Here is a 25,059-nt window from a genome sequence, read left to right as displayed (position 1 = left end):
AGGGGATGATGCGGGGGCGCAACCTTTTGCGGGCCGGAGCGCAGGCAGGAGGTTCGACCTGCGCTCCGCTCGGATCACTCCAGAACCTGGATGACGGCACGGGTCTGAGGATTGACGACCACGCGGCGCTCGTTGACCACCGTGTAGGCGTAGTCGTTATGGCCCTCCACCTGGTGGATTTCCACGGAATCAGGCAGCGTCGAGCCGACAACGACTTCGCCCTCGTAGGCGACCGAGGGAACCTCGTGCTCCATGATGTAGGTCCGGACTTCGCCCGGCAGGGTGACCGTGGTCGAGCCGGTGACGGCCGGATCCTTGGTAATAACCGTCGTCTGGGCATAGGCGATGCCCGAAAGGGTCATCAGCGCCGCAGCGGCCAACAGTGTCTTGCGCATCTTCTTTCTCCTCACGCTTCTGCTGGCGTCCGAACCTCCGCCCGCGGAGAAAGTTCCCCAAGACCATTTTCGGCCATGGCTCTTCCGCGCAGTCACGGACGGCCATTGGCGACGCGCGGGAGAGGCTTAACGATCCTTTCCGCCAGGGCCGGCGCCTCAGCCTCCAGCCGGAACATCGAGACCAGTTCGCGCAAGTGGGCCGCCTGTTCCGCCAGCATGGCGCTGGCGGCATTGTTCTCTTCTACCATGGCCGCATTGCGCTGGGTGCCCTGCTCCATGGTATTGACGGCGGTGTTCACCTCTCCGAGGCCGAGCGACTGTTCGCGCGCGGCAAGCGCAATCGCTTCCATCTGCGTGTTGATCGAGCGGATACGGGTGCTGATCTCCTCCAGCGCCACGCCAGTATCGCGCACCGAGCGGACACCCTCCTTCACCTCCGCCGCCGAGCCCTGAATGAGTTGCTTGATCTCGCGGGCAGCAGCGGCCGAACGCTGCGCCAGCTCCCTGACCTCGTGAGCGACCACAGCGAAGCCGCGACCGGCCTCCCCCGCCCGCGCGGCCTCTACGCCGGCATTGAGAGCCAGGAGGTTCGTCTGGAAAGCAATGCCATCGATCACGCCGATGATGCTGGAGATCCGTTCCGAGGACTGCTCGATGCGCTGCATGGCGCTGACGGTCTCTCCGACGAGAGTGCTGGTGCGCGCCGCGCTTTCATCCGCCTGCCTTGCCGCCTCGCGGGCTTCGCGGGCGCGTTCCGCCGCGCTCGCCACATTCGCGGTGATCTCATCAAGTGCCGCCGCAGCCTCCTCCAGCGAGGCGGCCTGGCTTTCGGTCCGGCGCGCCAGATCGCCGACGCTCTGGCTGATTTCCCGGCTGCCGCCGTCGATCGACTGGCTTGAGCCGACGATCTCACGCATGACGCCCGCAAGCTGGCGGAGCGTCTGGTTGAGGTCGGCGCGAAGCGCCTCGAAATCGGGTGCGAAGGGTTCCGTCAACTGGAAGGACAGGTCTCCCTCGGCCAGGCGGCGCAAACCGGCGGCAAGGCCGCCGGTCGCCTGAACGAGCTTTTCCCGGGCATCCGCTTCCGCCGCCGCCTGCATGCGCAGGCGCTCGCTTTCGGCTCTTACGCGCACTTCCGCGGCCTCCTCTTCCAGGCGGCGGTTGGCGAGCGCCGATTGCTGGAAGACCTCGAGCGCATTGGCCATGGCCCCGAATTCGTTGCGCTGCCCGCGCGCCGGTACCGCAATGTCGAGTTCGCCGCCGGCAAGCCGGCGCATCGCACCGGTTACCGCCAGGATGGGACGGGTGATCGACCTGCCGATCACCCAGACGCCGGCGAGAAGAATGGCGACGGCACCGATCAGCAAGCCGGCGACGATCAGAAGATTGCGCTCCGCGACCTTCTGGTTTTCCGCAAGGGTCGCGGCTTTCTCCGCTGCATTGCTTGCCAGGACGTTCGCCACGACCGGCTCGATGGCGCGATAGCCCGCCGAGACCTTGAGCCGCGCTTCGGCGTCCCGCAGGCTCGCTTCCGCATAGAACCGGAAGGCGCTCCGGTAGACCTCGAGCGCATCGAGAACGCGGGTGCGCTGCGCACCGGGGCGGAAAGCCTTCTTGACCAGAGCGGTGAAGCTCTCGGCCTCGCCCGAATGTTTCTCCATATAGGAGGGATCGCGCCTCAGGATGAAATCCTTCTCGTGACGGCGCATCATCAGCATGCTGGCGCGGATTTCCGCATCTTCGACGCTCTGAAGCTGACCCTCGATGGAATGGACGGCTCCGCGCATGGCGCCTTCCAACCCGCCATCCTGATCGAGCCCCAATTCCTCGTTGTTGCGCACAAGCAGCTCAAAATCCGCCTCGTAGCTGTCGAGGCCTCTCGCCAGGCGATCAAGGTCGGCGGCGAGCCTCTCATCGGCGGAGGCCTGCAGGGCATCCAGCACAGTGCGCGCCTCCCCGACAGCAGCCTTGAATTTGCCGACCGAGGCAAGATCCTTGTTCAGGAGAAAATCCTGTTCCCAGAGCAGGCTGTCGCGAAGCCCGGCGCTCATGCGGGCGACATCCGCCTCGCGCTGCGTCAGGTGATCGGCTGCGGCGCGGAACTCGGCTTCGACCCGGCGCTGCCCGAAGAAAATCGCCGCGATGGCGAGGATGCCGGCGAGCGCCACGACGGCCAGCATCATGACGCGATGGGAAATCCTGAGATTGGAAAAGAGAGACAATATCCAACTCCGCTTATTCGAAAATCGAAGCCACAACTGCCTCTGAAGGCCTTAAACAAAGCTCAACCGAAGACGAAATTTCCGTGACATTTTCAGCGGCCGCACAATCTCCGGCGTTGAGGGCGTACGCCAGTATGAGTAGCATCCCCTGGAACGTTACCCGCGCTTGCGAATTTGGGCGATCAGATGGATCAGGAGAGGAGACCGGACATGGGCACTGTGACCCGGCAGCGATATCGTCTGTCCAACGGCGCGGAGTTATCCTTTCTCGCCGCGGGCGAGGCGTCCAGGCCCGCCGTGCTGCTTCTGCATGGACTTCCGAATTCCGCGCGGATGTTCGAGGACGTCATGTCGGAACTATCGAAGGACGCCTACCTGATCGCGCCCGACTTGCCCGGGTTCGGCGAGTCCGACGTTCTGCCGACAGTCTCGTTTGCCGCCTTCGGCGGCGCCATCTCGGAACTCATGGACCATCTGGCGATTGAGCCACGTTATATCTACCTGCATGACTACGGGGCACCCGTCGGCTTCCACATCGCCATGCAGGCGCCGGAAAAGGTCCTCGGCCTTATCGTTCAGAACGCAAACGCCTATCTGACCGGCCACGGTCCCGGATGGGCGGAAACCAAGGCCTTCTGGGCTCACCCCACCCCGGAAAACACGGCGGCGGCAACGGCGCATCTGACATTCGAGGGCACGCGCGACCAGTATATCGCGCATGTGCCACCGGACCTTGCGGCCCGCATATCGCCTGAAAGGTGGGAGGAGGACTGGCGGGTGATGTGCCTGCCCGGCCGGATGGAGACACAGCTCGCGCTGCTCAGGGACTATGGGAACTATATCGCCCGGTTCGACACTCTCGCCGAATATCTGAGGCGCCGGCAGCCACCTGCCCTGATGATCTGGGGAAGGCACGATCCCTATTTCGAGCTTGAGGAGACCCTGTCCTGGATGCGGGACCTGCCAAGAATGGAAGCCCATATCCTGGACGCCGGCCACCTGCTGCTGGAGACGCATTCGGCTCCGGCAGCGCCCCTCATGCGGGATTTCATCGGGCGTACCCAAAAGAAACGGGAGGACGCTGGATAGCGCCCTCCCGTTTCCTTGGGCCGTAAGCCGATCAGTCCTTCTTCTGCGGAACCACGCGCAGCGCAAGCTCGCGAAGCTGGGTCGTCGTCGCTTCCGAGGGAGCGTTCATGAGAAGATCCTGCGCCTGCTGGTTCATCGGGAACAGGGTGATCTCGCGCAGGTTCTTCGCGCCCGTCAGGAGCATGACGATACGGTCGATGCCGAAGGCAGCGCCGCCATGCGGAGGCGCGCCATACTGGAAGGCGCGGTACATGCCGCCGAAGCGATCCTCGACATCCTGCTGGCTCAGGCCCACCGTTTCGAAGGCCTTGACCATGAGTTCCGGCGACTGGTTACGGATCGAGCCCGAGGCGATCTCGAAGCCGTTGCAGACGGCATCGTACTGGAATGCCTTGATCGACAGCGGCTCTTTGGTTTCCAGCGCCTCCAGACCGCCTTGCGGCATGGAGAACGGGTTGTGGGCGAAATCGATCTTCTTCTCGTCCTCGTTATATTCGAAAAACGGGAAATCGACGATCCAGCAAAGCTCGAAGCGGTCCTTGTCGGTGAGGTTCAGTTCCTCGCCGACGCGGACGCGGGCCTCGCCGGCGAACTTGTAGAACTTGTCCGGATCACCCGCGACGAAGAAGCAGGCATCGCCGTCATCCAAGCCGAGCTGGACGCGGATCGCCTCGGTGCGCTCCTCGCCGATGTTCTTTGCGAGCGGACCGGCGCCCTCGAGCTTATCGCCTTCCTTACGCCAGAAGATATAGCCGAGGCCGGGCTGGCCCTGCTGCTGCGCCCAGGAATTCATGCGGTCGCAGAAGGCTCTGGAGCCGCCGGTCTTGGCCGGGATACCCCAGACTTCGATCTTCGGGTTGGACGCGATCATGTTGGCGAAGACCTTGAAGCCGGAGCCGGCGAAATGGCTGGTCACCGCCTCCATGACGATCGGGTTGCGCAGGTCCGGCTTGTCGGAACCATATTTGCGGATCGCCTCGTCATAGGGGATACGCGGCCATTCCTTGGTGACTGGCTTGCCATCTGCGAATTCCTCGAAGATCGAGGTCATCAGCGGGCCCATCGTTTCCCAGACTTCTTCCTGGGTGACGAAGCTCATCTCGAGGTCGAGCTGGTAGAATTCGCCGGGCAGGCGGTCGGCGCGCGGGTCCTCGTCGCGGAAGCAGGGGGCGATCTGGAAATAGCGGTCGAAGCCGGCGACCATCAGGAGCTGCTTGTACTGCTGCGGCGCCTGCGGGAGCGCAAAGAACTTGCCCTGGTGGATACGGCTCGGCACCAGGAAGTCGCGCGCGCCTTCCGGCGAGGAGGCGGTCAGGATCGGCGTGGTGTATTCGGTGAAGCCGACATTCGTCATCTCGCGCCGCATGGCCGAGATGATCTGGGTGCGCTTGACGATGTTCCTGTGCAGCGTTTCACGGCGAAGATCGAGGAAGCGGTAGCGCAGGCGCACGTCTTCCGGGTAGTCCGGCTCGCCGAAGACCGGCAGCGGCAGTTCCTTCGCCGCCGAAAGCACTTCGATCTCCTGCGCGTAGAGCTCGACTTCGCCGGTCGCCATGCCCTTGTTGACCGTCTCGTCGGAACGGGCCTTGACGACGCCGTCGATGCGGATGACCCATTCGCCGCGCACGGTTTCGGCGGTCCTGAAAGCGGGCGAATCCGGATCGGCCACGACCTGGGTCATGCCGTAGTGGTCACGCAGGTCGATGAAGAGAACGCCGCCGTGATCTCGCACGCGGTGCACCCAGCCGGACAAACGGACGGTGGAGCCGACATCGGACTTCCGGAGGGCGGCACAGGTGTGACTGCGGTAACGATGCATTTTCAAGAATCCTGGACTGGTGCACTTGCGGCAATGGGCGACGCGCGCCGCCGGGCCGTCATAGGGAAAATCGGCGCGAAAAGCGCATGATGGACCTGCTTTGTCAAGACTTGTCGCGGCTTGTCGCCGCCGCGACGCCCTTTCGGCTGTTTTTCCGTCCTTCACTCGTCTAAGACGAACACGTCGTTCCCGCCCGCTCGCGAAAGCACTCCATGAGCCATATCCGCCCACTGATTCCCCTGCTCGTTACGGCCGGCATATTGATCGGCGGCAATGGGCTCCAGGGCACATTCATCGCGCTTCGCGGCACGCATGAGGGCTTCTCCCCCTCTATCATCGGCATGATCGGCGCGGGCTACAGCGTGGGATTCGCGCTCGGCTGCGTCTACGTCACACGGCTTCTGCGCCAGATCGGCCATATCCGCACCTTTTCAGCCATGGCGGCGATCGGCGCTTCATGTTCGCTCGCCATGTCGCTCGTCATCGATCCGACCTTCTGGTTCGCCATGCGCTTCCTGATCGGGATCGCGGTCGCGAGCCTCTTCGCCACCGTGGAAAGCTGGATCAACGCGAAGGTGACGAACGCCAACCGGGCGCGCACGCTTTCCATCTACCGCTTCGTCGACCTCGGCTCGGTGACGGTGGCGCAATATCTCATACCCGGCATCGGCATAGAAGGGCCGATCATCTTCGCCATCATCACCATCGCCATGACGCTCTCGCTGGTGCCGATCTCGCTTGCCGACAAATCGAGCCCCTCCCCGCCAGAGTTCATCGCCTTCGATCTTCGCGCCGTCTGGCGCATCTCGCCGCTCGCAGTCGTCGGCGTCATCGCCGTCGGGCTCTCCATGGCGGCCTTCCGCAATATCGGGCCGATCTATGCCGAGGAGATCGGCATGAGCATCACCTCGATCGCCACCTTCATGAGCGCCGGCATCATCGGCGGCGTGGTGCTGCAATATCCGCTCGGCGCCTATTCCGACCGGCTCGACCGCCGCAAGGTGATCCTCTGGACGGCGGTCGGCTCCGTCGTGACCGGAGCCTATCTCTCCTTCGGCGCAGGCACCAACGAGACCGCCAACATCATCGGCGTCTTCCTGTTCGGCGCCTTTTCGATGCCGCTCTATTCGCTCTGTTCGGCGCATGGCAACGACCATGCCCGGATGGGTGAACATGCGCTGGTCTCGGCGGGTCTCCTGTTCTTCTGGTCCGCCGGCGCGACCGTGGGGCCGCTCCTTGCATCCATACTCCTGGAATATTACGGCCCCCGCGCCTTCTTCCTCTATACCTCGGTGATCTTCGCGGCCTTCATCCTCTTCACCATCCGACGCATGGGCGTACGCGATCCGGTGCCGCCCGAGAAGCGCAGGTCGCGCTTCCGGGCACTGCTCAGAACCTCGGCCTATTTCAACAAACTTGCAGCTCCGGTGGAGAAAGAACGCAAGGATTGAGCCGCCACGGTTGACATATGCGGCGTTGAGGAGGAGGAAGGCTGATCAACCCTACGTGACCTTGGATATGATCGAAACCACCGCCGCTCTCGAGGAAGCCTGCCGGGCGCTCGCCCAATCCGACTTCATCACCATCGACACCGAATTCCTGCGCGAGACCACGTTCTGGCCGGAACTCTGCCTCATCCAGATGGCGAGCCCGACGCTGGAAGTGCTGGTCGATCCGCTCGCCAAGGGTATCGATCTCAAGCCCTTCTTCGAGCTGATGGCGGACCCGAAAGTGGTCAAGGTCTTCCACGCCGCGCGGCAAGACATCGAGATCATCCACCACCTCGGCAATCTCGTGCCGCACCCGATCTTCGATACGCAGGTGGCGGCCATGGTCTGCGGCTTCGGCGACTCGGTCTCCTACGATCAGCTCGTCAGCCGCATCAAGAGCGTGCATATCGACAAGTCCTCGCGCTTCACCGACTGGAGCCGCCGCCCGCTTACCGAAAAGCAGCTCGAATACGCGCTCGCCGACGTGACGCATCTGCGCGACGTCTATCTGGCGCTGAAGGACCAGCTCGAACGGGAGGGTCGCGCTCTATGGCTGACCGAGGAGATGGCGATCCTCGAATCCGCCGGCACCTACGATCTCCATCCCGACGACGCTTGGCTCCGGCTGAAATCGCGCCTGCGCAAGCCGCAGGAACTGGCGATCCTGAAACATATCGCCGCCTGGCGGGAGCGGGAGGCGCGCGGCCGCAACGTGCCGCGCTCGCGCGTGCTGAAGGACGACGCGATCTACGAGATCGCCCAGCAGCAGCCGAAGGACGCGGAGGCGCTTTCCCGCCTCAGAACCATCCCGAAAGGCTGGGAGCGCTCCGCTTCCGGCGCGGCGATCGTCGAGGCTGTCAATACTGCGCTTTCGCTTCCCAAAACGGAGATGCCGCATCCGCCCAAGCACACGCATGTGCCGGAAGGCACGGCCGCTGCGGTCGAGCTTCTCAAGGTGCTCCTGAAGCTCATCTCCGACAAGCAGGGCGTGGCTGCCAAGATCATCGCCAATACCGACGACCTCGAAAAAATCGCCGCCGAGGGCGAGAAGGCCGAGGTTGCGGCGCTGCACGGCTGGCGGCGCGAGCTCTTCGGCGAAACAGCGCTGAAACTGATCGACGGCGGCGTGGCGCTGCGCTTCGTCAACAAGAAGGTGGAGGCGGTGGAGCTTTAAGCGGGCAAAGTCACCCTGCTGCCTCACCCCAGGAAATATCGATGCCGGATATAAAGACGCCGAAGCTCATCGTTCTTGTCCTGATCCTTTCACTCGCAACGCTCGTGCCCGGCTGGATGCGGCTTACGTCCGAGACGCCGCCCGGCTGGATTTTCACGGCAGGGTTGATCGCATTCCTGCTGAACATCGTGATCGCCATTCTCGGCCTGAGAACACCGCAAAAATGGTGGTGGGCAATCTATCTGGCTGCAAGCATCGTCATTTTCATCCTGGCCGGATTCTCAACTCCGCTTTCCGCACTTCTCACCCTCCCCCGAACATTCCTGTGATGATCAGGCGTGCATCCCGGCACCCTTGGTGATCTTGTCGACGGTCTTCCTTTCCGCCCGCATGGCGATGCCGACGACCTTGGCATCCTCGGGCGAGAATTGCGCGAAGACCGCGCGGTTCGCTGCATCGTGGCCGGTGGAGAACATTTCCTCGACATAGAGCGACGTCGTTACTTCGCGCTCCAGCGAGCGGCGGTGAATGGTGCGAAGCGCCTCCTGATCAGCCGACAAGACCACGACAGGCTGGATGCTGAGCGCGTTATAGACATTGCCGGCCGCATCCCGATATGGTTCGCCGATCACCGACGGGTATTGAGCGACGATGCCGCTCATCAGGAAAGCGGTGACATTCAGCGCCTGCCAGGGAGCAAGATCATCGCGAAGCACGATCGCGATCTTGGTGTCGAACATGAAAACGAACTCCGTTGAAGGTTTTGCGAAGGCCGAAGACCTAGAGGCGATCGGCGCCGGCGGTCTTGAACGTTCGTGCACGCGTGACGGCATCGTGCATGCGCCGATCTCGCGCGGCATAGAACGCATGGAGGCACGCTTCCACGGCAACGGGTTTTCGCCGCACCGGCACGATACCTATGCGCTTGGCGTCACGCTTTCCGGCGTGCAGACCTTCCACTACCGCGGAGCCTCCCGTACCAGCCTGCCCGGCAATGTGATCGTGCTGCATCCGGACGAGGTGCATGACGGCGCAGCCGGAACCGACGACGGCTTGCGTTACCGGATGCTCTACCTGCCGCCCAAGAGCCTGATAGACGCAGCGGACGGGGTGCAAAGGCTGCCCTTCGTGGCAAATCCAGTCTTCGCCGACGAAGCGTTCCAGCTATCGCTGGCGGAAGCGCTGCAGAACCTTGAAACCGAGCCGGACGAACTTCTTCTGGACGACCTGATCGCCCGCTTCGCGGCAAGCCTCTGGCGCCATGCGGATGCCGCCGGCCCGCGCGCGGGCCGGATCGACCGAAATGCGGTGCTGCGCTGCCGGGATTATCTTCATGCCAACAGCAACCGGACTGTCACCTCCGAGGAGCTGGAGGAGATCGGCGGGTTCGACCGCTATACGCTCGCCCGGCAGTTCCGGGCTCTGCTCGGCACCAGTCCGCACCGCTATCTGGTGATGCGGCGGCTCGACCGCGCCAAGGCCCGGCTCGCTTCCGGCGGCAGCCTTGCCGGCGCCGCCTTCGAAGCGGGCTTTGCCGACCAGAGCCATTTCACCCGGCATTTCAAGAATGCCTTCGGGATGACGCCCGGCCGCTGGGTTTCGCTCAGCCGCGGCGCATAACCCACAGGGCCGTCACGAAAATTTCAAGCGATCATCACCTGTCCGTCATGGCTCCTCACTAACGGGTTCCCGTGTGTTCCACACGCAACCCAGAGGGCTTTTCATGACCAGAATCCTGCTCGCCTCCGTCGCCTTCGCCGCGCTGATCGGCGGCTCTGCCTCGGCCGAGGAAAAGGCTTTCCCGGCCAAGCTCGTCTCTCACGCCATTCTGCCGGCCAAGACGCTGATCCCCGCCCCCGCCGATGCGCCCGAGCACCTGAAGGTTTCCGGCAAATTCACGACCGCGGACCGCAAGCGCACAACCGAACTCGGCAGCGTCATGGGCAAGGACGGTATCCGTGAAACCGGTCTCGGTCTGCCCTTCGACGGTCAGCCCGTACAGGGCTTCTCCGGCATCAAGACCATGCCGGACGGCACGTTCTGGAGCCTTTCCGACAACGGCTTCGGCGGCAAGACGAATTCCAGCGACGCGGCGCTGATGCTGCACAATATCCGCTTCGACTGGGACAAGGGCACGGTGGAGCGCTCCAACACCATCTTCCTTTCCGATCCGAACCGGATCGCCCCCTTCCCGATCGTGCTGGAAGGCGCGGAGAAGCGTTACCTGACCGGCGCGGATTTCGACCTGGAATCGATCCAGCCGGTCGCCGACGGATTCTGGCTCGGTGAGGAATTCGGCCCCTATTTGTTGAAGGTGAACGCCAATGGCGAGCTGACCGACGTCATTGCGACCGCCGTCGACGGCAAGCCGGTGCTTTCGCCCGACAACCCGACCATCGCGACGCCCGCCAATCCGACCGCCAAGATGCCGGCCTTCAACCTGAAACGCTCCGGCGGCTATGAGGGGTTGGCCATGTCGAAGGACGGCAGCAAGCTCTACGGCCTGCTTGAAGGGCCGCTCTATCTCGAGGACGGTTCGGTGGAAAAGGCCGACGGCCGCACGGCGCTGCGCATCATCGAGCTGGATGTCGCCTCGAAGGCCTGGACGGGACGCTCCTGGCTCTATCCGCTCTCGGAAGGCGGCGAGGCGATCGGCGATTTCAACATGATCGACGATACGACGGCGCTGGTGATCGAGCGCGACAACGGCGCCGGCACGGCGGACAAGGTCTGCGCCGATCCGAAGAAGCCGGAGCCGACCTGCTTTGCGACGCCGGCCAAGCACAAGCGTATCTACAAGATCGAACTTTCCGATGCCAATGCGGGCCAGGCGGCACGCAAGATCGGCTATATCGATCTGATGAAGGTGCAGGACCCGGACGGCAAGGCCCGGCAGGGCGGCGGCGAAGGCTTCTACGACATGCCTTTCGTCACCATCGAGAATGTCGACGTGGTGGATGCAACGCATATCGTGGTCGGCAACGACAACAACCTGCCCTTCTCGGCAGGCCGCGAGCTGAACAAGGCCGACGACAACGAATTCGTGCTGCTCGAGGTGGGAGAATTCCTGAGCGCGAAATAAGACCGCGATCAAAAGCAGGACGCCCGGCATTACCGGGCGTCCTCGCTTGCCGTCAATCAGCTGTCGCTAAGGGTGGACCGGCTGACCAGCTTCAGGCTGCGATCAGGCTGGATGCGGTAAATTTCGGAGTATTCCGTGCCGTTGTTCGAAAAGCGGTGGAAAACCGGGCTACCGACCGGAGCCTTTTCGAGGCGGGATGCCGGCTCACCGCCATAGGTGATGCTACCCGGAATGGGTTCCAGTGCGAAGGCGGCCGAAGAACCAGCCAGGGCAGCAAAAAGAGTGGCTGCAAAAATCTTTTTCATGGTCATGAATCCTTTTCTCGATGCTTTTTGTGTCGAGCCGAGTTGGGAGCTGCTCGACATGCACCGCAGATCGGGTCTGCCGGCCGGATTCGCAACGGCGTGGATTTCGACCTCTCTATTTCGCAATTGCGAACAATCGGAAATGCGGAATGACCGAAACCTCATTACCAATGTTTTCAAATTCTTACCGGAAAGATTCGCATAGAACGAGCTTCCGGAGACACCCGTGCAAGGGCTGTCACACCTATTTGAAAATCCGGTGACCGGGGCTATTCGAACCGGAACGCCAGGCGCTTGCCGGTGAGTTTCGCCAATTGCTGGAGCCGACCGTCGAGCCTTTCTCCGGCAAAATCGCGATAGGCGGCCGGCACGACGAATTCGAGATCCAGATCCGGATCGGAGGACGGCCGGAAGCTCAGGTCGTGCACGATGCCCGGCATGGATGCCGAGAAGAGATAGACGACGCGCAGCAGGCCGCCGAGCAGCTTGGCGAGATCCAGCAGGCGCGGTGTCGCGATCGTCGCGAGCGGCCCGGTGGCGCCGTCGTCGTGCAGGCCTTCGAAGCGGTAATAGTTGGCGAGCGCCAGATAGGCGCGGCCGGCGTGGGTAATGCCGACGAAGGAAGAATGGGCGATCAGGTTCAGCGCCTGCAGGCCGCGGTAATCCGGATGCGCGCGCCAGCTTATGTCGGCCAAGAGACAGGCGGCCTGCCGATAGCGGCTCTCCTCTTCCGTCTCCTCGATACCGAAGACCGGCACCATGCGGCCGGTCCACTCGGCGAGCTCGCGGGCATGTTCGGGCGAGCGGGCGCGCAGGATCGCAAGCTGATCGGCGGCGACGAGAAGCGGATCGGAATCGCGCTCGTCATCGGGAAGCAGCGAATAAAGGTAGCCTTCGCGCACGCCCTGGGCGGAGAAGCTCACCCGCGCGGGCCTCATGGCACCGAGCACTTCCTGCATGGCGACGGCCCCGAAGGGAAGCAGGGCGCGGCGGCTTTTCGAGACGACCTGCCAGGCGGGGTCCTTGCTGTCCTTTGATTTGATGATCTGGTCGAGGAAGCCCAGCATCTCGTCCAGGGGGAGTTCGTATCCCTGCATCATGTGCAGCGGATATTTGGTGATCTCCATGTGAAGCTTGGCGATGTTTCGCCAGGTGCCGCCGACGGCATAGAAGGTGCGGCCCTCGCCGTTCTTGAGAAAGCGTGCGGTTCCGACCTGCTTCCTGGCGAAGGCACGCGCCTTGGAGAGCGAGTTGCCGGAAATTTCGGAGAGCCTAAGACCGCCGAGCGGCAGAGTGATGCCCCGGTCGAACTGGGCGCCCCTGATATCGATGAGTTCGAGCGAGCCGCCGCCCAAATCGCCTGCGATTCCGTCCGTATCATGAAAACCGCTGATGACGCCGAGCGCGGAGTACCGCGCTTCCTCTTCGCCTGAAAGGACCTGAACTTCCTGGCCTAGAATTTCCTCGGCCGCGCGGATGAATTCCGGCCCGTTGGAGGCTTCGCGGGCTGCAGCGGTCGCCAGAACGTATGTGTCGGTGGCACGCGCCTGGCTTGACAGCGCCTTGAAACGTCTTAGCGAGGCCAGAGCCCGGCCGACCGCCTCCTCGTCCATGCGCCCGGTGGACCCCAGCCCCTTTCCGAGACCGCACATGACCTTTTCGTTGAAAAGGATGGTCGGCGCGCGCGACAGGCCTTCGTAGATAACGACACGGACGGAGTTTGAGCCGATGTCGATGACGGAGACAGGGGCGATTCCCGGAAGACGCCCCTGGGCTTCAGATCGAACCATATTGCCTATTTCTTGCGTCCGGACATCAGACCGGCGATCAGTTTCGGAGCACTCGATTTCAGAGCTTCTCCACGACCGGATAGACTAGGATTGGTCATGAAGTAGTGCTGGGCATTGAAAGGCTCCTCGCCTTTGCGCACTTCCATGCGCCGGGAGGTACCGTCCGGCAATATCTCGTAGCTCTGCTGATTGTCAATCAGGTTGCCCAGCATGATCTGTGAAAGAACCTGCTCGTGCACCGTCGGGTTGAGGAGCGGAACCAGCGTCTCGACCCGGCGATCGAGGTTTCGAGGCATCATGTCGGCCGAGCCGATATAGACGAGCGCCTTGTCCGAAGGCAGGCCATAGCCGTTGCCGAAGCAGAAGATGCGGCTATGCTCCAGGAAACGGCCGACGATGGACTTGACGCGGATGTTGTCCGAAAGCCCCGGCACCTGCGGACGCAAGCAGCAGATGCCGCGCACGACCAGATCTACTTCCACGCCGGCCCTGCTTGCGCGATAGAGCGCATCGATGATCTCGGGATCCACCAGCGAGTTCATCTTCATCCAGATCGCCGCCGGCTTGCCGTTCCCAGCGTGGGAGATCTCTTCCTCGATATGGCGGAGGATGCGCGGGCGCAGCGTATAGGGCGAGACCGCGAGCTTCATGCTCTCCTCCGGCTCGCCGTAGCCGGTTATGAAGTTGAAGACGTTCGCCATGTCATGGGCGATCTTCGGATTGCAGGTGAAGAAGGAAAGGTCCGTGTAGATCTTGGCGGTGACCGGGTGATAGTTGCCGGTGCCGAGATGGCAATAGGTCCTGAGACGGCCTTCCTCGCGGCGCACCACCATCGACATCTTGGCGTGGGTCTTGAGTTCGATGAAGCCGAAGACGACCTGCACGCCGGCACGCTCCAGGTCGCGCGCCCAGCGGATGTTGGCCTCCTCGTCGAATCGGGCCTTGAGTTCCACCAACGCCGTCACCGATTTGCCCATCTCGGCCGCGTCGATCAGCGCGCGGACGATCGGGCTGTCGTTGGAGGTGCGGTAAAGCGTCTGCTTTATCGCCAGAACATCCGGATCACGCGCCGCCTGAAGGATGAACTGCACCACCACGTCGAAGCTTTCGTAAGGATGGTGGACCACCATGTCCTTTTCGCGGATGGCGGCGAAGCAGTCTCCGGCGTGCTCGCGGACCCGTTCGGGAAATCGGGCATTGTAGGTTTCGAACCGAAGATCGTTACGCGGCGCCTTGGTGATTTCCGACAGCGTGTTGAGCGCCAGAAGGCCAGGCAGGACGGCGACGCGGTTTTCCGGCACGCCCAATTCCTGCACCACGAACTGGCGCAGCGAGGCGGGCATCTCGCTGTCGGTCTCGATGCGGATGACTTTGCCGCGGCGACGGCGCTTGAGCGCGGTTTCGAAGAAGCGGACGAGGTCTTCGGCCTCTTCCTCGACTTCGATATCGCTGTCGCGGATGATGCGGAACGTGCCCGCCCCCCTCACCACGTAACCGGGGAAGAGCCGGTCGGTGAACATGCCGACGACATCCTCCAGCGTGATGTAGCGGATGGTGTTCGAATCATCGGGAAGGCGGACGAAGCGGTCGAGCGTCGGCGGCAGGCGCAACAGGCCCGTCATCGGTTCCTTGCCGTGCATGCTTTCGAGCTGCAGGCCCATGGAGAAGCCGAGATTGGGAATGAAGGGGAAAGGATGGGCCGGATCGATGGCGAGCGGCGTCAGGACCGGGAAGAGTTCGTCATCGAAAGCCGAGGCAAGCCACGTGCGATCTTCCGCCGAAAGCGCGGCGGGCCGCACGATCAGGATATCCTCCTTGGCGAGATATTGCTGCAGAACCGCGAGCGAAGCCTGCTGCTCCATTTGGAGATTATCGATTTCCTGAAGGATCGCATCGAGCTGTTCGGCGGGTGACTTGCCGTCCGGGCTGCGGATGACGATGCCCTGGCGCACCTGCCCTTCAAGACCGGCGACGCGCACCATGAAGAACTCGTCGAGGTTCGCCGCCGAGATGGACAGGAAACGCACCCGTTCCAGAAGCGGATGAGCCGTGTTCAGCGTCTCTTCCAGAACCCGGCGGTTGAACTGGAGCCAGGAGAATTCGCGGTTGATGAAGCGCTCCGGACTGTTCAACAGGTCATCGAAATTCCCGGCCGTAGCACTTTCCTGCTGATGCGTTTCCGTCGTCATCGAATCCATGATCCACCCCTGGGCTTGCCCTTGTCCGGCCGTATAACAGTTTGACGACGGAACTGTGACAGTCAATCGTCGGCGGAGGCATTTCCGAGGTCGTTCAGAACCTCGGCGGCAAGCGGTCTTGTAATCCGCGTGCCACGGGCAAGCGCCAGACGATCCAGCCGGTCAACGATCGTCTGCGCCGCTCCGAGCGAGCGCTCCATCCGGTTGACGATGTAGCCGACAAGTTTGTCATCGATATTAAGCTGGCGGTCGGCGAACAATTTCACGATCACCTGGGCCAGGAGCTCTTCGTCGGGCTCGCCGATCTCCACGACGGTCGCCGCCTTCAGCCGCGAGCGGAGGTCCGGCAGGGTGACCGACCAGGAAACGGGCCAGAGGCGCGAGGTCATCAGAAGGCTGTGGCCGTTCTCCCGCACGCTGTTGATGACGTGGAAGAGTTCCGTCTCGCTGAAGCCGCGACGATCCGCATCCTCGAAGAGGACGGGGCCGGCGGCCGCAAGCTCCACCGCGCCGGAACCGGCAAGCGGATGGATATCGGCCGCGCCGGCCTTTTCCTTCCAGATATTGGCGAGGTGGGACTTTCCCGAGCCGACGGGACCCGCCAGCACGACGACGGGCGCGGGCCAGGCCGGCCAATCGTCGACGATCGCGACCGCGGCATTCAACGGGCCGGAAACGAGGAGATCCTCCCGGCCACTGGCGGAATCATGCTGGAAAGCGAGCGGCAATTGCTCCTGGCGCTGCCGCTCCCACTCGGTTGTTTCGTTCATTCTGTCTTCTGAGTGCTTGTCTGGCCGGTTGTTTCCGGGCCTTTCGCGGAATGCTCCAGTACCGGCGGCGGCCCACCATCCTCCCATGGCAAACTTGCCGACCGACCGTAATAAATATCGCTCTCAAGATAGCGCGAGAGCGCGAAGCGGACAAGGACGCCGACCACGGCGGCCGCGGGCACCGCGATCAGCAGCCCCACGAAGCCGAACATGGCGCCGAAGGCGAAGAGGGCGAACATGAGCCAGACCGGATGCAGGCCGATCCGCGAACCCATCAGCTTCGGCTGCAGGATATTGCCTTCGATGAACTGGCCTAAGAAGAACACGGCCGCCGTCGCGACGATCCAGGTATAATCCGGCCAGAACTGCACCAACGCCAGGCCGACCGACATGATGAGCCCGATGAAGGAGCCGATATAGGGGATGAAGCTGATCATGCCGGCGATGAAGCCGATCAGCAGACCGAAATTGAGCCCGACCAGCGACAGGCCGACCGCATAGAGGATGCCGAGGATGATGCAGATGGAACCCTGGCCGCGCACGAAGCTTGCGATCACCTCGTCCATTTCGCGGGCAAGGCGGCGAACGGTGGCGGTCTGATCGCGCGGCACCCAGCTATCCACCTTGGCGACCATGCGGTCCCAGTCGAGCAGGATATAGAAGGCGACCACGGGCGTTACGATCAGCAGCGACACGACATCGACGATCGCCTTGCCGGAGTTCCATATCTGGGCGAACAGCGTGCCGATGAAGCCGGCGCCCTGGCTCAGCACCTCGGAGAAGTTCTGTTTCACCGTTTCGATCTGCGCGCTGATCCAACCGGGCAGAATCGAGTTTTCCGGGCTGGTGATCAACTGCTGGAGCTGCGAGACATAGCCCGGAAGAGCTGCGGCGAATTCGGTGAACTGGCTGACGATGATCGGGATGACGATCATCAGCGACAGCGCGAAAATCAGGACGAAGCCGACGAGGATGACGACCGAGGCCATGAGGCGGCTCAAGCCGCGCCGCTCCAGCCAATCGGCCACCGGATCGAGGAAATAGGCGAGCGCCATGCCGGCCACGAAGGGCAGAAGGATGGTGCGGAAGGCCCACAGGAAAAGGATGAAGACGAGGAGCGCGCCGATCCAGAAAAGGATGTGGCGCCTGAGGCTCGCGCCGCTGACATGGTATGGCATCTCTGCGTCCCTTCGAATTGGCCGGGCCGGGTCAGGGATAGGATGATGCCGCCCGCAAGGTCAAGACTGGTGAAAAACAAGGTGGCGCCAAGCGGTGAAAAGCTTTCAAAAACCCCGGCGACGCTTGCATATCGCCCCGTCTCGTGCAATTGCGAGCCGCTATAGCAATCATTGGAGACGAGCGATGAGCGAGGCGGGCAAGAACGGTCTCACCTATAGCGATGCGGGCGTGGATATCGATGCCGGCAATCTGATGGTGGAGAAGATCAAGCCGGCCGTGCGCTCCACCCGCCGCCCCGGCTCCGACAGCGAGATCGGCGGCTTCGGCGGGCTCTTCGACCTCAAGGCCGCAGGCTTTACCGACCCGGTTCTCGTCGCGGCCAACGACGGCGTCGGCACCAAGCTCAAGATCGCGATCGACGCGGATTTCCACGATACGGTCGGCATCGACCTCGTCGCCATGTGCGTCAACGATCTCGTGGTGCAGGGCGCAGAGCCGCTCTTCTTCCTCGACTATTTCGCGACCGGCAAGCTCGACCCCGATCAGGGCGCGGCGATCGTCAACGGCATTGCCGCCGGCTGCCGCGAGGCTGGCTGCGCGCTGATCGGCGGCGAAACCGCCGAAATGCCGGGCATGTATTCCAAGGGCGATTACGATCTGGCGGGCTTCGCCGTGGGCGCGGCCGAGCGCGGCCAGCTTCTGCCGGTCGGCGACATCGCCGAAGGCGATGCGATCCTCGGCCTCACCTCCTCCGGCGTGCATTCCAACGGCTTCTCGCTGGTGCGCAAGATCGTCGAAGTTTCCGGGCTCGGCTGGGATGCGCCTGCGCCGTTCTTCCCCGGCAAGTCGCTCGGCGAGGCGCTGCTGACGCCGACCCGCATCTATGTGAAGCCGCTTCTGAAGGCGATCCGCGAAACAGGCGCGCTGAAGGCGCTCGCGCATATCACTGGCGGCGGCTTCCCGGAGAACATTCCGCGCGTGCTGCCGAAGAACCTCGCGGCTGAAATCGACCTCGATTCCATTCCCGTGCCGCCCGTCTTTTCCTGGCTCGCCAAGACCGGCGGCGTGGAAGCCAAGGAAATGCTGCGCACGTTCAACTGCGGCATCGGCATGATCGTCGTCGTCGCCGCCGAAAACGTGCAGGCCGTCACGGATGTCCTCACCCAGGCGGGCGAGATCGTCGTGCCGCTCGGGCGGATGGCCGCGCGCGCCGAGGACGGRGCCGGCGTCATCTACAAGGGCACGCTCGGCCTATGAGTTCGGCGAGGAAACGCGTCGCCATCTTCATTTCCGGCAGCGGCTCCAACATGGTGGCACTCGCGGATGCCTGCGCGGCTGCCGATTTTTCGGCGGAGGTCGTGGCCGTCATCTCCGACAAGGCGAATGCCGGTGGGCTGGAAAAGGCCAGGGCGCGCGGCATCAGGACATTCGCCTTCGAGCGGAAGGATTTTGGCAGCAAGGCCGAGCACGAGGCAGCGATCTTCGCGGCACTCGATGAGGTTTCGCCGGACATCCTATGCCTGGCGGGCTATATGCGGCTGCTTTCGGCGAATTTCATCAACCGCTACGAAGGCCGCATTCTCAACATCCACCCTTCCCTCCTGCCGCTTTTTCCCGGCCTTCATACGCATCAGCGCGCGCTCGATGCGGGCATGAAGGTGGCCGGCTGCACGGTGCATTTCGTGACGGAGGCGATGGATGAGGGTCCGATCGTCGGCCAGGCCGTCGTGCCGGTTCTCACCGGCGATACGGCCGAGACGCTTGCCGCCCGCGTTCTGACCGTCGAGCACAAGCTCTACCCGCTTTCGCTACGGCTGGTCGCCGAGGGCAAGGCGCGGATGGAGGGCGGAAGGGTGGTCACGACGGGCCTGCCGCTGATGGATGAGGCGAGACTGATATCTCCCGCGTTTTAACCGCAGACCTCGACAAAATTACATTTTTGACGTAAATTTGTACATGAATTACGTACAAGAGGCACGACATGCCAAACAAGCGTCAAGCAGCGGAAGCCTTTCAGGAAGCGCCTTCGATGGAAATCGAAGCCGTTTCCTCACGCCTCGGCATTTCCAAAAGGGAACTTGCGGAAACGGCCGGTCTCTCGATCAATACTCTGCAGCGCAAGGAACGGGCCCAGGCACCCGCCGTAGCTGCACGTATCGGCGAAATGGCCGAGATCATCCATCGCGTGAGCGACTGGGCAGGCAGCGAGCGGCAGGCACTGGCATGGTATAGGGCCGAGCCTCTACCGGCCTTCGGCGGCAGGACAGCTGAAAGCCTTGTCAAAAATGGCAAAGCCGCAGCCCTTCGTGATTACCTCGATCACCTGGCACTCGGCGGTTTCGCTTGAGGTTCCAGGGCGTCTGCTATCGGGCTCACGACCCCCGCTGGGCAATGAGCCCTTTGTCAGGAGAAGGAGCAGCGATCCGGGGCGCCCGCTTCAATCCCAAGAGCATCCCCGCCCTTTATCTTTCGACCTCCATTGAAGGTGCCATCATCGAAGCCAGCCAGGGCTTTGGCCATAAAATCCATCCCCTCACGATCTGCTCCTACGAGGTCGACTGCGAAGCTATCGCCGATCTCACGGACAAAGCCGTGCAGGAGGCGCTCGGCATCTCTCTCGAACTCATGGGCTCCGCCTGGGCAAGCGCGCTCTCGGAAAACAAGCGCCCTGCTTCCTGGACAGTCCATGATAAGCTTCGGGACGAATATGCGGGAGTTCTCGTACCTTCCTTCGCTCATCGCGCCGGGCCATCGGCCAGCAACTTGGTACTCTGGAAATGGGGCACAGACCTGCCTCATAAGGTGCAGATCATCGATCCGACAGGCCGCCTCCCGAAAAACCAGAAATCCTGGGAATAGGTCAAGCGGAAGATATTGCCGCCCGGTTCAACGCCGCCCATTGCAGCAGCATGATCGTCTTGGCGTCGCAGATCTCGCCCTTCTCGATCATGTTCAGGGCCTGATCGAGCGGCACGTCCAGCACCTCGATATCCTCGTGCTCCTCCGCAAGCCCGCCGCCGTCATGCACCCGGTCGGCGAGGTCGATCGAGGCGAAGAAGAAATGGACGACCTCGGTAACCGCGCCCGGCGATGGGAAGGCCTTGAACAGGAACCGAACATCGCGAACGCGGTAGCCGGTCTCCTCCATCGCCTCCCGGCGGATGGCATCCTCCGGATGGTCGTCGTCCAGAAGACCGGCCGGCACCTCGATCATCCAGCCTTCACCGCCCAGGAGATAGGGCGGGAGACGGAATTGCCTCACCAATACCACGACGTCGCGCTTCGGATCATGGAGCAGGATGCAGGCGGCGGGCGTACGATGATAAACCTCGCGTTTCAGCCGATGGGTCTCGCCGACCCTGTCCGTGTAGTCCACATCATAGCTCGACAGCCGCGTCCATTCATTGGAAAGCGTACGCTCACCGAGGATCGCTACCCGAGGTTTCTCTCCGCTCATGCGGCGTCCTTGCGTAGCCATACCCGGTTGTCGTGAACCGCCGCGCCACCATAGGGCGCGACAGGATCGGCACCGGTCAGCACGTTGATGCCCTCACCGTCGAGATGGGCGCTATTCGGCCACAGTCCTTCGGCGATCAGCACGCCCGGCCGGGCACCGGGAACGATCCTGGCATGCAGGCGGATTTCGCCGCGCCGGTTGCCGAGGCGGACGATATCGCCATCAACAATGCCGAGCCGCTCGGCATCGGTCGGCTCGATCATCACTTCCGGCCGCCCTTCCCGCTCATAGGAGCTCTTCGTCTCGCTGAAGGAGGAGTTCAGGAAGCTGCGTGAAGGAGAGGTCGCAAGCCGGAATGGATGTTCTGTATCCACGACCTCGATCACATCCACCTGGTCCGGAAATTTCGGCAACGCCGCGACGGGGCCGAGCGGACCGACGCTCGCGGGCGGCTTGTCCGGCGACGGGCCGTTCGCCCAGTCCGGGCTAAAGCGAAACTTGCCGTCCGGATAGCCGAAGCCCTTGATGAAGTGGGCGGTCTCGAAATCCGGCTGGGCGTCGATCCACTTGTCTTCCTTCAGCGCATCATAGCCCGGCCACCCGCTGCCCGTCAGAATACGGTCGATGTGCTCGCGTTCGCTGAGGCCAAAGCCGGGGAAATGATCGACGCCGAGGCGCTTGGCCAGTTCCTCGATGACGAAGAGATTGGTGCGCACCGTCGGCGGCGGCTCGACCAGTTTCGGGCCGAGCAGGATGTGCTGCTGACCGCCGGCGCGGTAGAGATCGTCATGCTCCACGAACATGGTGGCCGGCAGGACGATATCCGCGACCTTCGCCGTATCGGTCATGAAATGCTCGTGCACGGCAACGAAGAGATCGTCCCGCATGAAACCCTGGCGAACGAGGCGCTGTTCCGGCGCGATATTCATCGGATTGGTGTTCTGGATCAGCAGCGCCGTCACCGGCCCGCGATGGCGCAGAGCTTCGGCGTCGCCCGTCAGCACCCGGCCGATCTGCGACTGGTCGAGCATGCGGATATCCGGGTCCGCATAGGCGGTGCCCATTAGCTCCGCCTTGCTCAGGCGGAATATCTCGCCGTTATTATGGAAGGCGCCGCCGCCCTCATATTGCCAGGAGCCGAGCACGGTAGCGACCGAGAGTGCCGAGTGCATGGCGACGGTTCCGTTGCGCTGGCGGGAGAAGCCGTAGCCGAGGCGGAAGAAGGTCTTGCTTGTCGTGCCGACGAGTCGAGCGAAGGCCTCGATCTCCTCCACCGGCAGACCGGTGATGGCGGATGCCCATTCCGGCGTGCGCGTCTTCAGGTGCTCCTCCAGGCCGGCAGGATCATCGGCGAACTTCGCCATGTACTCGCGATCGGCATAACCATCGCGGAAGGCGACGTGCATGACGGCGCAGGCGAGCGCCGCATCGGTGCCGGGGCGCAGCACGAGCTTGACGTCCGCCTGTTTCATGGTGGGGTTGTCGTAGATATCGATGACGACGATCTTCGCGCCGCGCTCCTTGCGGGCCTTCACCGCATGGGTCATGACATTGACCTGGGTGGAGACGGCATTGGTGCCCCAGATCACCACGCAATCGGCTTTCGCCATCTCGCGCGGATCGGGACCGCGTAATGCGCCGGTGCCCATCACATAGCCGGTCCAGGCCATGTTGGTGCAGATCGTGCCGAAGAAGCCGGAATATTTCTTGGCATGACGCAGACGCTCGATCGAATCGCGCTGCACCTGGCCCATGGTCCCGGCGTAGAAATAGGGCCAGACCGCTTCCGAGCCGTATCTTGCCTCCGCCTTCACGAAGGCTTCGGCGATCTCGTCCAACGCCGTTTCCCAGGAAACCTCCTGCCAGCTCCCCTCGCCTTTGGCTCCGATGCGCCGCTGCGGCACCATCAGGCGGCCGGGGTGATAGAGCCGTTCCGCATAGCGCGCGACCTTGGCGCAGATGACGCCGGCCGTATAGGTGTTCTCGGCCGAACCGCGCACGCGGCCGATGCGGCCATCCGGAGTAAGGTCGATATCCAGCGCACAGGCCGAGGGACAGTCGTGCGGACAGACGGTGTGCCCGACGGTCGTGTGGCTGAGGGAGGTTTTGGCGGTGATCGGGGTCGCAACGTTCATGGCTTTTCTATATTGCATGCGTAGCCACGCAAAAAGCGCCATTTGCGGTGCATCAAATTAATTCACGCGAGACAGCAGTCACGATGAACTACCGGCATATCTATCACGCGGGCAATTTCGCCGACGTCCTGAAGCACGCCATCCTGGCGCGGCTGGTCCGCTATGCGCAGAAGAAGGACAAGGCCTTCCGGGTGCTCGACACCCATGCGGGTATAGGGCTCTACGATCTCTCCTCCGAGGAGGCGCAGAAAACGGGAGAATGGCGGGACGGCATCGGCCGGCTTATGGAGGCCGAATTGCCCGCCAACATCGCCGAGTTGCTGGAACCCTATCTTACCGCCGTGAAAGAGCTGAACCCCGATGGCGCGATGAAGCTCTATCCGGGCTCGCCCAAGCTCGCGCGCATGCTCTTCCGGCCGCAGGACCGGCTTTCGGCCATGGAACTTCACCCGGAGGACCACGGCCGCCTCGCCCGTCTTTTCGAAGGCGATTTCAAGGTGCGCGTTACCGAACTCGACGGCTGGCTGGCGCTCGGGGCGCATCTGCCGCCGAAGGAAAAGCGCGGCATCGTGCTGGTCGATCCGCCCTTCGAGGAGGAAGGCGAGTATCAGCGGCTCGTGAGGGGGCTGGCGAATGCCCATAAGCGCTTCTCGGGCGGCACCTACTGCCTTTGRTACCCGATCAAGAAAGGCGCGCCGATCAAGGCCTTCCACGAGGAACTGCAGGCGTTGGAAATTCCCAAGATGCTCTGCGCCGAACTTCTGGTGAAAAGCGACCGGGAGACGACGGGGCTGACGGGCTCCGGCCTCATCGTCGTCAATCCGCCCTTCACGCTGAAGGACGAACTGCACGCGCTGCTGCCCTTCCTCAAGACGGTGCTGGCGCAGGATCGTTTCGCCTCGCAACGCGCCTTCTGGCTGCGCGGAGAGTAGGCTTTCCCTTAGTTGACACTCAGGGAGAGTGCTGCTTGCCTCGCTCGATATCCGGCGGGTGCTGCGCCCGGAATTGCGAGCGTTCGAAGAGCAGGATCACCACGAGCGCGATCGCGAACGGTATGAGCAGGTAGAAGAGCCGGAAGACGAGAAGGGCCGCGATGACATCGGCCGGGTCCATATCCGGCAGACCCATCACGAAGACCAGTTCGAGCACGCCGAGCCCGCCCGGCACGTGCGAGATCAGCGCGGCTGAAAAGGAGAGGAGGAAGATGCCCAGCACGACCACAAAGCCGGGATTGCCTGCCTCGGGAAGCGCGAAATAGATGATGCCGGCAGCCCCGATGAGCTCCAGCGGCGCGATGATCAATTGCGGCAGCACGACGCGCGGCGACGGATAGACGATCTTGAACGGACCGATCGTCAGCGCCCGCATTTTCAGAAAGCTTCCCGCGACATAGAGTGCGACGAGCGCGAGCACCACATAGCCGGTGGCCGACGAGGCCGTCACCGGGAGAAGGTCTCCGAAGCGCTCCGTGATATGCGGCTTGAGAATGAGCACGATGCCGGCCAGAAGCACGGTTCCCAGCGCGAAGGTGAAGGAGCATAGCGCAATCAGGATGCCGATCTCGGCAGGTGTTAGCCCCCTGGAGGAATAGGCGCGGTAACGCACCACGCCGCCGGAGACGACCGATGCGCCGACATTGTGGGAAAGGGCATAGGTGGTAAACGAGCAGATGGTGATGAAAAGCCAGTTCACCTTCCGGCCGAGATGCATGAGCGCGATGCGGTCATATCCGGCCAGCGCCGCGTAGGCGAGCAGGGTCGAGAGGCCGCACAATATCCAGTTTCGCGTCGAAATCGCCGCCAGGCTTTCACCGAGCTCCTCAAGGGAAAGCCCCCGCAATTCCTTGTAGAGAAGCCATGCCGAAACCGCTATGGTCACCGCGCCGACGACGGGCCAGAAATATTTCTTCAAGGTCATCCGATTTTGCCGTTCCCCTTCCTGTCCCCCTGGAGCC

The 25,059-nt window shown here is 62.8% G+C and carries 23 protein-coding genes; 11 read left to right on the top strand and 12 right to left on the bottom strand.

Going from position 1 to position 25,059, the window contains the following annotated elements:
• Window positions 1–74 precede the first annotated feature (74 nt).
• Complete coding sequence (locus tag LCM4573_RS22550; RefSeq protein WP_071008664.1) at window positions 75–395, bottom strand: DUF1236 domain-containing protein; 321 nt, start codon at window positions 393–395, stop codon at window positions 75–77.
• A 92-nt stretch (window positions 396–487) separates the two neighbouring features.
• Window positions 488–2,617 (bottom strand): methyl-accepting chemotaxis protein, encoded by a 2,130-nt coding sequence (locus LCM4573_RS22545; RefSeq protein ID WP_244505399.1) that lies wholly within the window; start codon window positions 2,615–2,617, stop codon window positions 488–490.
• 210 nt (window positions 2,618–2,827) lie between these two features.
• Between LCM4573_RS22545 and LCM4573_RS22540 the strand changes: the two genes are divergently transcribed.
• Window positions 2,828–3,706, top strand: coding sequence for an alpha/beta fold hydrolase (locus LCM4573_RS22540; protein ID WP_071008663.1), 879 nt, complete (start codon window positions 2,828–2,830; stop codon window positions 3,704–3,706).
• Window positions 3,707–3,737: 31 nt separating this feature from the next.
• On the opposite strand, the gene aspS is transcribed toward LCM4573_RS22540, so the two are convergent.
• The gene (aspS, locus tag LCM4573_RS22535) at window positions 3,738–5,525 is read right to left on the bottom strand and encodes an aspartate--tRNA ligase (protein ID WP_071008662.1); all 1,788 of its coding nucleotides are present in this window, start codon (window positions 5,523–5,525) and stop codon (window positions 3,738–3,740) included.
• Between the two features lie 212 nt (window positions 5,526–5,737).
• Here aspS and LCM4573_RS22530 point away from each other — a divergent pair, with 212 nt between their 5' ends.
• The 3 genes from LCM4573_RS22530 to LCM4573_RS22520 all read left to right on the top strand — a co-directional run bounded on the left by LCM4573_RS22530 (window position 5,738) and on the right by LCM4573_RS22520 (window position 8,518).
• Entirely contained in the window at window positions 5,738–6,976 is a 1,239-nt protein-coding gene (locus LCM4573_RS22530; protein WP_071008661.1) for an MFS transporter, read from the top strand.
• A gap of 67 nt (window positions 6,977–7,043) precedes the next feature.
• The gene (gene rnd / locus LCM4573_RS22525) at window positions 7,044–8,189 is read left to right on the top strand and encodes a ribonuclease D (protein ID WP_071008660.1); all 1,146 of its coding nucleotides are present in this window, start codon (window positions 7,044–7,046) and stop codon (window positions 8,187–8,189) included.
• A 41-nt stretch (window positions 8,190–8,230) separates the two neighbouring features.
• Window positions 8,231–8,518 carry a hypothetical protein gene (locus LCM4573_RS22520; RefSeq protein WP_071008659.1) on the top strand — a complete coding sequence of 96 codons (288 nt, stop codon included), beginning with the start codon at window positions 8,231–8,233 and terminating at the stop codon, window positions 8,516–8,518.
• A 3-nt stretch (window positions 8,519–8,521) separates the two neighbouring features.
• On the opposite strand, the gene LCM4573_RS22515 is transcribed toward LCM4573_RS22520, so the two are convergent.
• The gene (locus LCM4573_RS22515; RefSeq protein ID WP_071008658.1) at window positions 8,522–8,929 is read right to left on the bottom strand and encodes a DUF2000 family protein; all 408 of its coding nucleotides are present in this window, start codon (window positions 8,927–8,929) and stop codon (window positions 8,522–8,524) included.
• Window positions 8,930–9,023: 94 nt separating this feature from the next.
• Between LCM4573_RS22515 and LCM4573_RS22510 the strand changes: the two genes are divergently transcribed.
• Window positions 9,024–9,809 (top strand): AraC family transcriptional regulator, encoded by a 786-nt coding sequence (locus LCM4573_RS22510; protein ID WP_071009204.1) that lies wholly within the window; start codon window positions 9,024–9,026, stop codon window positions 9,807–9,809.
• A 103-nt stretch (window positions 9,810–9,912) separates the two neighbouring features.
• Window positions 9,913–11,271, top strand: coding sequence for an esterase-like activity of phytase family protein (locus LCM4573_RS22505; protein ID WP_071008657.1), 1,359 nt, complete (start codon window positions 9,913–9,915; stop codon window positions 11,269–11,271).
• A 56-nt stretch (window positions 11,272–11,327) separates the two neighbouring features.
• On the opposite strand, the gene LCM4573_RS22500 is transcribed toward LCM4573_RS22505, so the two are convergent.
• The 5 genes from LCM4573_RS22500 to LCM4573_RS22480 all read right to left on the bottom strand — a co-directional run bounded on the left by LCM4573_RS22500 (window position 11,328) and on the right by LCM4573_RS22480 (window position 17,512).
• Window positions 11,328–11,582: a hypothetical protein gene (locus LCM4573_RS22500; RefSeq protein WP_083347603.1), complete on the bottom strand. Its 255-nt coding sequence runs from the start codon at window positions 11,580–11,582 to the stop codon at window positions 11,328–11,330.
• Between the two features lie 263 nt (window positions 11,583–11,845).
• Window positions 11,846–13,366 carry an exopolyphosphatase gene (gene ppx / locus LCM4573_RS22495; protein ID WP_071008656.1) on the bottom strand — a complete coding sequence of 507 codons (1,521 nt, stop codon included), beginning with the start codon at window positions 13,364–13,366 and terminating at the stop codon, window positions 11,846–11,848.
• Window positions 13,367–13,371: 5 nt separating this feature from the next.
• Window positions 13,372–15,630, bottom strand: coding sequence for an RNA degradosome polyphosphate kinase (locus LCM4573_RS22490; RefSeq protein WP_407071762.1), 2,259 nt, complete (start codon window positions 15,628–15,630; stop codon window positions 13,372–13,374).
• The gene (gene hdaA, locus LCM4573_RS22485; RefSeq protein WP_071008654.1) at window positions 15,627–16,334 is read right to left on the bottom strand and encodes a DnaA regulatory inactivator HdaA; all 708 of its coding nucleotides are present in this window, start codon (window positions 16,332–16,334) and stop codon (window positions 15,627–15,629) included. The genes LCM4573_RS22490 and hdaA overlap by 4 nt, the downstream gene beginning before the upstream one ends.
• On the bottom strand, window positions 16,331–17,512 hold the full coding sequence (locus tag LCM4573_RS22480; RefSeq protein ID WP_071008653.1) for an AI-2E family transporter: 1,182 nt from the start codon (window positions 17,510–17,512) through the stop codon (window positions 16,331–16,333). The genes hdaA and LCM4573_RS22480 overlap by 4 nt, the downstream gene beginning before the upstream one ends.
• A gap of 184 nt (window positions 17,513–17,696) precedes the next feature.
• Here LCM4573_RS22480 and purM point away from each other — a divergent pair, with 184 nt between their 5' ends.
• The 4 genes from purM to LCM4573_RS22460 all read left to right on the top strand — a co-directional run bounded on the left by purM (window position 17,697) and on the right by LCM4573_RS22460 (window position 20,372).
• Window positions 17,697–18,770, top strand: a complete 1,074-nt coding sequence (gene purM / locus LCM4573_RS22475; RefSeq protein ID WP_071008652.1) for a phosphoribosylformylglycinamidine cyclo-ligase — start codon at window positions 17,697–17,699, stop codon at window positions 18,768–18,770.
• A complete protein-coding gene (gene purN / locus LCM4573_RS22470; RefSeq protein ID WP_071008651.1) occupies window positions 18,767–19,426 on the top strand; it encodes a phosphoribosylglycinamide formyltransferase in 660 nt (219 codons plus the stop codon). The genes purM and purN overlap by 4 nt, the downstream gene beginning before the upstream one ends.
• Window positions 19,427–19,542: 116 nt before the next feature.
• Window positions 19,543–19,860, top strand: a complete 318-nt coding sequence (locus LCM4573_RS22465; RefSeq protein WP_071009202.1) for an antitoxin Xre/MbcA/ParS toxin-binding domain-containing protein — start codon at window positions 19,543–19,545, stop codon at window positions 19,858–19,860.
• Window positions 19,857–20,372, top strand: coding sequence for an RES family NAD+ phosphorylase (locus LCM4573_RS22460; RefSeq protein ID WP_071008650.1), 516 nt, complete (start codon window positions 19,857–19,859; stop codon window positions 20,370–20,372). The genes LCM4573_RS22465 and LCM4573_RS22460 overlap by 4 nt, the downstream gene beginning before the upstream one ends.
• A gap of 1 nt (window position 20,373) precedes the next feature.
• On the opposite strand, the gene LCM4573_RS22455 is transcribed toward LCM4573_RS22460, so the two are convergent.
• Both LCM4573_RS22455 and LCM4573_RS22450 read right to left on the bottom strand, forming a co-directional pair.
• Complete coding sequence (locus tag LCM4573_RS22455) at window positions 20,374–20,970, bottom strand: NUDIX domain-containing protein (RefSeq protein ID WP_071008649.1); 597 nt, start codon at window positions 20,968–20,970, stop codon at window positions 20,374–20,376.
• Window positions 20,967–23,105 carry a molybdopterin-dependent oxidoreductase gene (locus tag LCM4573_RS22450; protein ID WP_083347601.1) on the bottom strand — a complete coding sequence of 713 codons (2,139 nt, stop codon included), beginning with the start codon at window positions 23,103–23,105 and terminating at the stop codon, window positions 20,967–20,969. The genes LCM4573_RS22455 and LCM4573_RS22450 overlap by 4 nt, the downstream gene beginning before the upstream one ends.
• A gap of 83 nt (window positions 23,106–23,188) precedes the next feature.
• Here LCM4573_RS22450 and LCM4573_RS22445 point away from each other — a divergent pair, with 83 nt between their 5' ends.
• Window positions 23,189–24,037, top strand: a complete 849-nt coding sequence (locus tag LCM4573_RS22445) for a 23S rRNA (adenine(2030)-N(6))-methyltransferase RlmJ (protein ID WP_071008647.1) — start codon at window positions 23,189–23,191, stop codon at window positions 24,035–24,037.
• A gap of 19 nt (window positions 24,038–24,056) precedes the next feature.
• On the opposite strand, the gene LCM4573_RS22440 is transcribed toward LCM4573_RS22445, so the two are convergent.
• Window positions 24,057–25,022, bottom strand: a complete 966-nt coding sequence (locus LCM4573_RS22440; RefSeq protein ID WP_071008646.1) for a lysylphosphatidylglycerol synthase domain-containing protein — start codon at window positions 25,020–25,022, stop codon at window positions 24,057–24,059.
• Window positions 25,023–25,059: the final 37 nt, after the last annotated feature.

The organism is Rhizobium sp. LCM 4573, assembly GCF_001854865.1.
GTDB lineage: Bacteria > Pseudomonadota > Alphaproteobacteria > Rhizobiales > Rhizobiaceae > Neorhizobium.
Note: the sequence above shows the minus strand (reverse complement) of the source record. Positions and strands in the feature narration are given on the sequence as shown.